This is a genomic window from Paenibacillus glacialis, assembly GCF_001637205.1.
Taxonomy (GTDB): domain Bacteria; phylum Bacillota; class Bacilli; order Paenibacillales; family Paenibacillaceae; genus Paenibacillus_AQ; species Paenibacillus_AQ glacialis.
In genome coordinates this window covers 278,432-290,599 of record NZ_LVJH01000002.1, presented here as the reverse complement: position 1 = coordinate 290,599, position 12,168 = coordinate 278,432, and the positions used below count along the sequence as shown (strand labels likewise).

The 12,168-nt window shown below is 44.0% G+C and carries 8 protein-coding genes; 7 read left to right on the top strand and 1 reads right to left on the bottom strand.

Annotation, left to right across the window (positions count from 1 at the left end):
* Window positions 1-56: 56 nt before the first annotated feature.
* From PGLA_RS01795 to PGLA_RS01765, 7 genes are all read left to right on the top strand, one after another.
* A complete protein-coding gene (locus PGLA_RS01795; RefSeq protein WP_245699652.1) occupies window positions 57-1,805 on the top strand; it encodes a phage tail tape measure protein in 1,749 nt (582 codons plus the stop codon).
* A 186-nt stretch (window positions 1,806-1,991) separates the two neighbouring features.
* Window positions 1,992-2,981 (top strand): AAA family ATPase, encoded by a 990-nt coding sequence (locus tag PGLA_RS01790; RefSeq protein WP_068527813.1) that lies wholly within the window; start codon window positions 1,992-1,994, stop codon window positions 2,979-2,981.
* Entirely contained in the window at window positions 2,978-3,913 is a 936-nt protein-coding gene (locus PGLA_RS01785; RefSeq protein ID WP_068527810.1) for a DUF58 domain-containing protein, read from the top strand. Before PGLA_RS01790 ends, PGLA_RS01785 begins: the two co-directional genes overlap by 4 nt.
* A gap of 130 nt (window positions 3,914-4,043) precedes the next feature.
* Window positions 4,044-6,050, top strand: a complete 2,007-nt coding sequence (locus tag PGLA_RS01780; protein ID WP_068527808.1) for a vWA domain-containing protein — start codon at window positions 4,044-4,046, stop codon at window positions 6,048-6,050.
* On the top strand, window positions 6,034-8,958 hold the full coding sequence (locus PGLA_RS01775; protein ID WP_068527805.1) for a VWA domain-containing protein: 2,925 nt from the start codon (window positions 6,034-6,036) through the stop codon (window positions 8,956-8,958). The genes PGLA_RS01780 and PGLA_RS01775 overlap by 17 nt, the downstream gene beginning before the upstream one ends.
* Window positions 8,959-9,141: 183 nt before the next feature.
* A complete protein-coding gene (locus PGLA_RS01770; protein ID WP_068527803.1) occupies window positions 9,142-9,465 on the top strand; it encodes a 2Fe-2S iron-sulfur cluster-binding protein in 324 nt (107 codons plus the stop codon).
* Between the two features lie 168 nt (window positions 9,466-9,633).
* Window positions 9,634-10,485 (top strand): HAD-IA family hydrolase, encoded by an 852-nt coding sequence (locus tag PGLA_RS01765; protein ID WP_068527800.1) that lies wholly within the window; start codon window positions 9,634-9,636, stop codon window positions 10,483-10,485.
* A 319-nt stretch (window positions 10,486-10,804) separates the two neighbouring features.
* Here the strand turns inward: PGLA_RS01765 and PGLA_RS01760 are convergent, their stop codons facing one another.
* On the bottom strand, window positions 10,805-12,136 hold the full coding sequence (locus tag PGLA_RS01760; protein WP_068527797.1) for a radical SAM/SPASM domain-containing protein: 1,332 nt from the start codon (window positions 12,134-12,136) through the stop codon (window positions 10,805-10,807).
* Between the last annotated feature and the right edge of the window lie 32 nt (window positions 12,137-12,168).

Here is a 12,168-nt window from a genome sequence, read left to right as displayed (position 1 = left end):
GATCAACAATGTGTAGCAATCAAATCGTCATAGTTGAAAAAGGAGGGTAATGAGGTATGGATCAGAATAGAGATCCGATGAACAATAATCAAAACAAAGAGGATGTGTTGATTACTAAACATACGAACAAAAGTATGGAAATCGTTCAACATTCTGTGACCATGACTCGTAAGCGGCTCCAATTATTTCGTGTTCTGACTTACACTGGCTATGGCTCTGTCTGTGGATTAGTGGCAGGGGTATTCTTGTTATTGTCCGCTAGAATATGGCCTATAGAAGACGTACGATATTGGGCTATGGGTGTGTTAGGTATCGGCATCATCATAGGGTTGGTTTGGGGATTCTTCCATCGTATTACCCTGAAAGAATCAGCGATCACGATGGATGTCTCTACAGATGGAACAGAACGCAGCGATATGATGGTAACGGCCTTATCTTTTGAGGGACTAGATAATGCTGCGGTTTCTTGGCAAAGAGAACAGGCTGCGGCGTATGGACAACGTTTTACTACCGATATGAAGAAGCGCCTTCCCGGCCCTAGAAGACGTAAGTTGTGGATGACCTGCGTTTCTATGTTTATTGTAGTTCTTCTGCTTGCCGTGTTGCCTAATACGAAGGATAAAGTGTTGGCTGAGGCTAAGGAACAGCAGGACTGGGTTAAAACCCAAGAAAAGCAAGTATTTGAACTCTCTCAGAAGCTCACGACTTCAAAGCTTGCCTCGATTACTAAACAACCACTTCAAGAAGAAATGGATAAGCTGCAAAAGGAACTAGATGGACAGAAGGATCCTAAGCAGGCGCTTGATCAATTAGAGAAAAGCATGAAAGCGATGGAAAAATTGGCGAAGCAACAAGAAATGAAAAAGAAAGCCTTATCTGAGATAGCTGAGAAGATGGGGAAGTTGTCTCAATTGTCTTCACTTGCAAAGAGTTTACAGAATAATAGTAAGGATGAACTTCAGAAAGCAATGAGTGATCTGAAGAAGCAGATGTCAAAGTTGTCTCCCGAGCAGAAAGAAAAGTTACGGGAATCTTTAAAGAAACTTAATGAAGACACGCCTACTAATCCTGATAATAAGAAGATTAAGGATGCTTTGAAGCAATTAGAGCAAGCGCTAGAGAAAGGTAACGCTGCTGAACAGGAAAAAGCGTTACAACAGCTAGCAGAGGAATTATCTAAAGCAATCGACGCAAAGTCAGCTTCCATGGAGCAGTCCGATGCTGCTTCCGCGCTTAGTGCTGCATTAGCACAACAAGGATTAGGGCTGGCCGATCAAATGGCGGCTGCGGGTCTATCTTACTCTGATACTTGGAGCGGCGGCGGGAGTGCAGAAATGCTCGCTCAGGCTGGTGAAGCCAGTAATCTGAGTGAAGGTGAGGCAGGCGATGGACAAGTGGCATCTGCTGGACCAGGAAGTACCCCAGGAGCAGGTGCGGGTCAGGGTAGTGGGTCCGGACAAGGAAGTGGATCGGGTCAAGGGACAGGAGCGGGTAAAGGCGGTGTTGGAGCTGGCCAAGGTGGTGGCGCTGGTCTGGGTACAGGTGGACGTGAGCTCGTTACCACTCCACGCGGATTAGAAGGGAAAGATGGATTACAGAGTGATGGAGGACCCATTCAAGGTGGGGGGGGGAGTATTCAGAAAGGCGGAACTTCGCCTACCATTGATGGCGCTAGTCGTCCTTACGAAGAAGTATATGAGGAATATGCAGATGAAGCCAAAAAGACGATTGATAGGAATGATCTACCACAGCAAATGCAAGGGTTGGTAGAAGAATATTTCATATCGATCAATCCTAATCCTTAGAAAATATGAGGGTAATGGTAGCTTCGGTGCCGAAACAGCGATCGTAGGGACAATACGTCACGGTAGCGGTCATCTATGTGCCAAGACGTAAAGCTAAAAAACTTTTAGAATGCTTTGGAAGTAAGTTTTTTTGATGCATATACATGAAGTAACACATAAAAAAACTTTTAGGAGGACAGAAAAAATATGCCTGAAGTAAAGATACAGCCAGAGGCTTGGAAAGAAACCATATCTCGTGTAAGAGAACAGATTGGAGAAGTGATTGTAGGCCAGCATGAGGTCGTTGAGCAGATGTTGTGGTGTATTTTTGCTGGTGGACATGCCTTGTTGGAGGGAATACCTGGACTCGGTAAGACGATGTTGGTACGTACGATTGCCGAGAGTCTAGATTTATCTTTTTCGCGGATTCAGTTTACGCCAGATTTAATGCCGAGTGATATTACAGGTACGCAGGTTCTTTCGTTTGGGAATCAGGGTGTGACCGGGATGACGTTTCAGAGCGGGCCAATCTTTAGTAGTATCGTGCTTGCAGATGAAATCAATCGGGCTACACCTAAGACTCAAAGTGCTTTACTTGAAGCGATGCAAGAACATACAGTTACGATTGGAAATGACACACATCATTTACCACAGCCTTTTTTCGTGCTGGCAACACAGAATCCTTTGGAGAATGAGGGAACCTATCCACTGCCAGAAGCACAGTTAGATCGATTTCAGCTGAAGATTTTGGTCCCTTATCCGAATGCAGAAGAATTGAAGGAAATTGTTCGTAGAACAACTTCTTCACATCAAGTAGTTGTAAGTAAACAGGCAACGGCACTGGAGCTTTTGGAAATTCAACGGGGATCACGGGAAGTACTGGTTGCGGAAGAAGTACTTGATTATGCAGTTAGACTTATGATGATGACTCATCCTGAAGAAACATCTGCTCCAGAGGGTATTCGTAAGTATGTAAGATTTGGATCAGGACCACGTGGAATTCAATCGATAATCTCAACTGGGAAAGTTCGTGCTGTGTGCCAAGGTAGAATGCATCTCTCCACAGGGGATATCCATGCTGTAGCAATTCCTGCGTTGCGGCATCGTATCTTTATGAATTTTGAAGGACAAGCAAGGGGGATTACGACAGATCAACTCATTCAAGAAATTATAGATACTCTTGGGGGTACGGTATGAATGGGCAATATTTAATACCGTCCGATCTGCTCCCTCGTCTAGAGAGATTAAGTCTGGGTGCGGGTAGGAGAGTGGCAGGTACACTACAAGGCAAACGTCGTTCTCGTCGAATGGGTTCATCACTTGAATTCGCAGATTATCGCCCATATACGGCTGGCGATGATATTAGGAGATTCGATTGGGGTGTGTATTCACGTACAGGCAAGCCATTCATTAGACAATTCATGGACGAACAAGAATTGATGGTAAGCGTGTATGTTGACTGTTCAACGTCAATGGATTTTGGTGCACGTAAAGTGAAAGGGAACGCGGAAGGAAACGCTGAGATTCCAAGTAAACTACAGTATGCTAAGCAGTTAGCAGCAAGTATTAGTTATATCGCTCTTTGCTCTTATGAGCGTGTACAAGCTGCCTGCTACAGTCGTTCTTTAGATTCTCGTCTTCCCGTATTAAGAGGGCGTGGAGCTGTCCACCGATTGTTTCAATTTCTAGAGGATGCTCCAGTTGGTGGAGAAGGAAGTTTAGCTGCATGTCTTGGTGAACCAGGGGCGATTCCTAGATTACCGGGAATGACATGGATATTCTCAGATTTCTGGCTTCGTGATGGAGAAGAAGAGATTGGAAATGCCTTGTCTCGGCTTGCTGGTGCGGGTCAAGAGGTTGTGCTTGTTCATGTATTATCGCAAGAGGAAATGGACCCGTCGTATAGCGGAGATTTAAGGCTCGTAGATAGTGAGATTGGAACAGGTAAGGAAGTGGCCTTAACTGGTAAAGTATTACAGTTGTATCGATCAGAATGGGATAAATACCAGAGTAATCTTTCACGTTATGCAGCAGAACGAGGGATTTCATATGTTCTCATTCCTAATGATATGCCCTTGCAACAAGCTGTATTTGGAATATTAGCGGAGACGGGATTGGTGATGACTTAAGTCTATGCTTACGAAGTAGGTTTGGTTCTCAAAGCTTGGATTATGCTTACGAAGTAGGTTTGTTACGCAAAGCTTGGATTATGCTTACGAAGTCAGCTTTGCTACGCAAAGCTTTTAGGAGGAACTCAATATGGGGATCGGATCATGGTTAGGGATGATATTTGGATTAAGCATTCCGGCCATATTACTGATGTATTTGTTGAAAAGAAAATTTGTAGATACGTTGGTGCCGAGTCATCTTCTATGGGAACGGGTCCTTCGGAATATAGAGGCTAACCGTCCGTGGCAGAAGCTACAGAATAGGTTATTGCTGTGGTTGCAGCTGGCGGCAGCTGCTTTACTCGTGTTTGCATTGATGCAGCCGTATTGGTGGGTGTCCGATGATGCTAAAGATCATGTGGTCATTGTCGCGGATACCTCAGGCAGCATGAGTGCAAGGACATCAGACTCGACTGTTGAGAATGGGAATTCTAATCCGGAGATTAGACGGATAGATCTTATGAAGACGAAGATCAATAATTATTTGAAGGACCATGCCAAGGGGAGTGAAATAACACTCCTAAGTATGGCTGCGGAACCTCAGGTTATCGTATCTCGCGAAAAAAGTATTACGCGTATTGAAGAGGCTGTGAATGGTATTCAGCCTTTTTACGGCAAAGCTGCCTATCAAGAAACAATATCGCTAGCTTCGGCATTAACTCGGGAAGAACAGGATGCTGAAGTAGTGGTGTTTACGGATGGTCAATGGAAGGGTGAGGGAGACAACATTTCTTTTCAAGTACCTATTCGAGTCATTGATATTGGAGAATCACTTTCAGTTAATGTTGCAATCAAACAATTCGGAGTACAGCATCAACCCAACAAGGGTAGCACAGCGGTTGCGGTCTTAGAACGTTCGCCAGGTAAGGTTATTCCAGCTGAATACAACTTATATGGAGACGATCAGTTATTGGCAACACAGTCTGTTGAATGGAATGGGAATGGGAATGGGACAACGACGTTTAGGTCAGATGGTCTAAAAGATGCTGAGGTGTATCGTCTGGAGATACAGAGCTTAGATGCTTACGATGCTGATAATGTTTCTTTTGCATTTGGAAGTAAGAGTTCAACTCCACGAGTGTTGTTTCTGTCATCTGGTAATTTGTTCTTGGAAAAGGCTCTTCAGTTAACTGGGGCGGAGATTACCAAGATAAATATTCAGGAAACAGGAATTGACGATCTTGCGCAAGGTGAGGATGAGTCAGATATGTCATCTCCTCCCGTTCCAAAAGATGTACCAGATCTAATCATTGTAGATGGAGTTATACCGAATTTTGTAGCCCAGGGTGAATGGAAGAAGCTACTAAGTAAGACACCGCTATGGACGATTGGTGGCATAGGCAAGGAAATAAAGGTAGGTGGCGAGAAAGCTAAGCTACAGAGTCACGCAATGAATAAATATCTATCCTTATCTGGATTGTATTTCGGTACGGTTCTGGAGGTGGATTCTCCCGAATGGGGTGACCCAATTATAGAGATTGGCAATAAGCCTGCTGTTTATGCAGGTAGCGAGGGTGGATATCCACGTTTATCCTTTCTTTTCAAACTAGAAGATAGTGATCTTCCATTGTCCGCTGAATTTCCAATCATGGTGAATAATGCAGTCTTGTGGTTGACCAGTGGAGATGGTTACGGGCTTGGGCGAGTCATTGCAGGAAATAGCTTAGATATTCCTATATCTGCTGAAGATACAAAGGCACGGTGGGTTGCTAAAGGTGGATTGGCCTACTCAACGGGATTAGCTCCAATAGATGCAGATCAGGGAAGTCGAGGATTCTCAACGTTACAGAGGACGCCTTCTATTCCTGGATTGTATGCATTTGAACAACAAAATGCAGAAGGAAGCATGTCGAGTTATTGGGTGGAGGTCGTTTCTGATCCTTTTGAAGGAGCCATTGGAGAGAAAACAGTATTACCAATTGCACAAGAGGTCAAGGATGAAACGGGAAGTACTTCTGAAGTAGGCCTGGGGAACGAACAGAATCAAAAGGCTAACGATGGACAGTTTCCTATGTCTCTTATGTGGCTTGCCGCTTGCGCTGCACTGGTGATCATGCTGTTGGAATGGGGGGTGTACCAACGTGGGCGTTCAATTTAGTCATCCATGGTGGTTGTTATTACTTATTCCGCTAGCGGGTCTTATGGTGTATGCCTATAGATCAGATTTCAGGTTGTCTGGTTCACGGAAGAAATGGGCGATCGGTATTCGTTCAACGATATTATTAATACTTGTTCTGATGTTATCAGGCCTACAATCCTACACCGTGCTCTATCAAAAAGAAATAGTCTATCTCGTTGACCGTTCCTTCAGTATGCCTGATGGAGAGCAGTTGAAGGGGTGGATTCAGAAATCTGCTGATAATAAAAATAAGGAAGATCAGACCTCTATCGTATCCACAGGATTGGGTGCTGCTGTTGAGCGAAAGCTTTCGACTTCTAAGATCGATAACGTGCAACTTAATGCATCCTTAAAGCGAGAATTTAGTAATTTAGAAGCGGGGATACAGTTAGGAAGTAGTCTTCTAAGTGACCAAGGTGATGCTCGAATGGTCATGATCACAGATGGAGAAGAGAACGTAGGTAGCATGCTTTCTGCTGGAAGGTTACTAAAGGACCGAGGGATTGCTGTAGATATATTGGAGTCCCCTCAAGTCGAGATTAAGGATGTATCTGTTGAAGAACTTATCGTTCCTGATAAGTTGTATCAGGCGGAGTCTTTTTATTTCGAAGTCATGCTTCGAAGTACATATGAGGCCACCGGAGAGCTTCGACTGTATGAAGATAATCGCGAAATTGGAAGACAAAAGGTAGAGGTAACGCCGGGGGATAATCGTTACGGTTTGAAAGGGCTAGCTAAGACAACCGGGCTTCATCGTTATCGGGCTGAAATCTTTATGGATGGAGATAAGCAATCAGCGAATAATGCAGGGTATGCTTTTACTCGTGTAGAAGGTCCCCCGAAAGTATTAGTTGTGGAAGGAGATGCTGAGACATCGGGGAATATTACCGCTGCTCTATCTTCGGGACTTATTCAATATGATGTGATTCTACCTGAGTTATTACCTTCTGAGCTAGCAAAATATGGTGCCTATGATAGCATTGTTTTTAATAATGTATCCGCAGATCGTGTTGGCGGACGTCAGATGGATCTGATTGAGCAAGCGGTCAGAAGTTATGGAATAGGCTTTATGATGGCTGGAGGCGAAGACAGCTTTGGAATGGGTGGATATTTCAAGACCCCTATTGAGAAACTTCTACCAGTCTCGATGGAGCTGGTAGGGAAACGCGAAATACCATCCTTGGGACTTATACTTGTGATTGACCGATCGGGGAGTATGAGCGGAGACAAAATAGAACTGGCTAAAGAAGCGGCCATGAGAACTGTAGAATTGATGCGTCCGAAAGATACCGTTGGGGTTGTTGCTTTTGATAATCAGCCGTGGTGGGTAGTTTCACCGCAAAAATTAACCAATAAAGAGGACGTTCTCAATCAGATTCAGTCGATTCAATCTCAAGGTGGAACGGATATTTATCCAGCTTTAAGTTCTGCTGTACAAGAATTATTACTTGTTAAGGCTCAAAGAAAGCATATTATTCTTATGACCGATGGGCAATCAGCAGGTAATGGGGCATATGATGGACTTATTCAGCAAATGAGAGGCAATAATATGACGCTCTCATCCGTTGCTGTGGGGCAGGATTCGGATACGGTATTACTAGAAACATTAGCCGATGCTGCGAAGGGTAGATATTACTTCGTGCAGGATGAAACAACCATCCCAGCGATATTCAGTCGGGAAGCGGTGATGATGGCTCAGTCTTACATTGTTGATAAGCCATTCATCCCTGCGATGCAAGATGCTGGGGATTGGAGCTCACTTTTTGAAGCGGGAGTGCCTACGATTAATGGTTATGTAGCAACAACGCCCAAACCGACTGCACAGACGGCCTTGGTTAGTCCGGAGCCTGATCCGCTACTGTCTAGATGGCAGTATGGTTCAGGACGTACCGTTGCATGGACCAGTGACCTGACGGGGAAATGGTCCAAGGAATGGGTGTCATGGTCAGCGTTCTCTGATGTGTTAACGCAGATGATGAAGTGGACTTTTCCACAATTTACAGCTTCTCCTTATGAAATAAAGACAGAGGTAAAGGGAAATGAAGTTCAGTTACAGGTAGCTGTTAGCGACGATGAACCTGCGCCTGATGAAATGATAGCTGTCGTGACAGGTGAGGATTTGAAAGAGCAGAAAGTTACTTTATACCAAGAATCACCTGGTCAATACACCGGTGAGATGTTGGTTGATCAACCTGGATCTTTCATGTTGTCTTTAGTTGATGGTACAGGAGACGCCGACAAGATTCTTGCGCCAGGTACTGGATTAATCGTACCTTATTCTCCGGAGTATCGTATTACGAATGGGGATTCGAAACAGGGGCTTAGTCGACTTGCTGATCTTACTGGAGGGCGCATGTTATCTTGGGATAAGCCTGAGGAACTGTTTGCTCCAAAGGCTAGACCTAGCCGTATGCTCCATGATTTAAGCTATGCGCTACTTATAGCAGCGTTATTGCTATGGGTCGCAGACATTGCTGTGCGCCGCTTGTCGCTGCCATGGGCAAGCATAACGGCGCGGCTTGCCGCCATCCTGCGGCGGCGGCCCGCTCCTGCCGGCGAGGCTGCGCCAGCCGCCGGCGTGACCCGGCTTGCGGCGCGCAAGGAACGCGCCGCTGCCTTTTACGGCGGCAGCGCAGCCTCGCCGCCGCAAGCAGCACCGCCCGCGGAACGCGGCGGTGCGGGCGGGCGCAGCCCGCAGGAAGCTGGGGATATCATCCCGGCTTCGGAGAGACCGGCGGCGCGTGCGAAGCCGCCGGTAGAGCGGGCTCGGCAGCCAAAGGCCGAGCCGAGCGCTCCATCAGCAGCGGCGCCAGCTGATGCGTCCGCAGATGAGCGGTCCACATCGATGGACCGCCTGCTTGCTGCGAAGAAACGAAATTCACGTTGAATGTTCCGTGGATAATAATGTCGAGCGAATACGTCTGGCTAGAGGAAATGGTTGAGATAGCGTGTTGGAGCACTTGCGAACATACGAGAAGCTATCACATTTTGAAAAAGGTGATAGTTTCTCGCCTAACGATGCCAAGATCGGGTAAACTAGAGTAGTAAAGTAACGAAGGGAGCAGTTCACATGCCAACGATTCAAGTAGAAGGAAAAGGCTCATTTCAAGCCGAAGAAGGAAGAAAACTAGTACTTGTTCTTGAAGACAATGGAGTCGATATTTTACACCGTTGTGGCGGAAACGCTAGATGTACAACTTGCCGTGTTGAGATTCTTGAAGGAGACGCTGGACCAATCGACCAGGTAGAAGCAGAACTTCTTGCGAAAAAAGAGATCACAGAACCTAATATCCGTCTCTCCTGTCAAGTTCGCGTACACACAGATCTATCTGTGAAGCCATTGATGACAGCTTTCGAATCTGGTTTAGAACCGGGCGGACGACCTCAAGAATAAAGAACATAAGAATCCCACTATTGCGAAATTACTTACTTTAAACTGAAGTGCATCCTACAGAATAGACATTGGAATAACCACTGGGTTTAACTGATGAAATTCTAGAGGATGCATTTTTATGTTAGCAGATACATTACCACTATCATTCAAGGCTTGTAGATTCATGAAATGGTAACGATGCCCCAAGAGATCATGAATCTTTTGAAAGAGTTAACTTTACTACATATTAAGATGGTGATTATTACTAACAAAAGTAGAAAGTGCTTAGATATATGTTTAAAGAACCTTGGCATTACAGATTTTTTTATAACTACAATAGCGGGAGATGAAGTTACACAGCCTAAACCAGATCCAGAAGGGATCTACAAAGCAATACAAATGATGAATCTACGATCAGATGAAGTGGTCTTTGTCGGTGATAGTAATGCAGATATCACGGCAGGGAAGTCAGCCAATATCTTAACCGTAGGTGCGCATTGGTTTGGAACGGTGCAGAATACGGAGTTCTCAATAGAACCAGACCATATCTTTACACGAACTGAAGAGTTGAAATCATTCATTAATATTTGCATCTATCCTTGTGAGAAAGGATGGATAGATATACCTTTTACATTTGCACATCCATTGTATGCTGCACCTTTGAAGTTATTAAAACCTAAATATGTAAGTTTAACAGGGATTATTCTTGGGAGTATGGCACCGGATTTTGAATATTTTATGGCACTCGAACCATATCAAATCATGGGTCATACAACCAAAGGTCTTTTTATTCAAGCCATTCCACTAAGCCTGTTGTTAGCATATATTTTTCATAGATTAATTAAGGTGCCGTTAACACATAATCTACCCCCATTATTCAATATGGACAAAAAATCCAATGGAATAATACAAGACTGGAACTTATCCACTGTACGCAGCTGGATCATATTTATCGTTTCTGTCATGATCGGTTTTTACTCACATGTGTTATTAGATGGGTTTACACATAAATCTGGATATGTATCACGGTTCTTCTTGTAACCATTATTACTCTAACACTGAAGTTCTTATTTTCCTCAAGTACGAATTATATGGGTATGTTAGTTGTTTCATCGATTTCTGGATTCTTCCTTGGACTCTTAGTAGCTAGTATTATTTATAGGATAAGGGTTCAATTAAAGAGGGAGTTGCCCTAGCCATTTTAATGGTCTGTAGGACAACTCCCTCATATTTCTTTAAACACCGAGCATTTCTGTTACTTTTTATTCAATCCACCTGGGTTGTTCTTGCTAACTCTTCCTGAAGCTGCTGCTTCGGCAGGTTTGATTCCGGCTTTAATGACACGCATGACATTCACCTCCTACGCTAGAGTATGGTCTAGATATATCGTTTCGAGGACTTTTTTGATTTCTTTTTTCTCAAAAGAGCAAGGTCTCTCGTCGTTCCTCATTCGATAGAGTTTACAATGGTTTCCGTTGCAGGAAGGACGGAAGAAGCATGCATCGCAAGCTTTATCACGTTCAGGACCAGGAGTAACCCAGTAAGCATATTTATCATAATCTAAGTCAAATGTTCCATCCGGAAGAACCTTCCCTAATTGATTAATAGGTTCATCAAAGGCTACTGAGCATTTATATAAACCCCCATCAGACCCGACAACGAAGGCATTAGGTTTCACACAATAACAAGTTGATCCTAAAGGCATAAGTGCATTCTCAACGATAGAACTCATGGCTACCCCTCGATCAAGTGCAGACTGTGTCAATTCCCAGATCATCTTGTCTTTTGTGTTATCATCACATATTGGTAAATGAGCATCATTCTTACCACCCATACGTCCTACAGGACGGAAATACGTTTGGAATCTACGGTCATGAGCGAAATGTTCGGCAAAAATATCGATAAGCTCATCCATATAAGGTAAGTTATCGTTATCAAAATTCACACGAAGAGCGACTTCAAAGTCTTTATCTGTCTTCTTCATCTCAAGTAAATTGTTTAAGATGACTTGGAAACTTCCACCTTCACCAATGAGGTTCCTTCTTGCATTATGTATCTCTTCAGGACCATCGAGTGTGATCATATAACGTTTAATCTGCCACTCATCTAGCTTCGCAAACAACTTAGGCTTCAAAAAATAGCCATTCGTCAAAATTTCAGCACTATATTCAATTCCCCATTGGGCACAAACTTCGATAAAGGCTTCTGATAATTCGCCAATCACATCGGATGCAGCCAAAGGTTCTCCACCAAACCAACTAATGGATAAATGACGTAAGGTTCTTGCTTGATTCTGAACATATGTTTTCAAGCCCTCAATAATGTCTTGCGGCATTTTCCCTTTTACGAAATCTCCATAACAGTACACACAACGAAAATTACAGGCTTCTGTAGTTAGAATCGAAAGGTGTAACACATCCGTACGGTTAACAGCTTGAAAAAGAAATTGCGCTCTTCTCTCTTCGTCCACATCGGATGGAATGATGAACCCCATCTCTAACATTTGTTGTTGAAGTTCTGTTAGTTCTGTGCTGATTATTCCATGACCTTTGAGGGATGCCATGACCTCTTCACGTTCCACATCTGGAAATGCGGAAATAGCCCCTGTATAGCTGTTGTATAGTAAAAGTTCTCCTTCTTTTGTAGAAGAGATGGCATTGAACCGGGATCGAACCCAGTTATGTTGTTTCATTTATTAATCCTCCTGAACATTAAACGTAAATT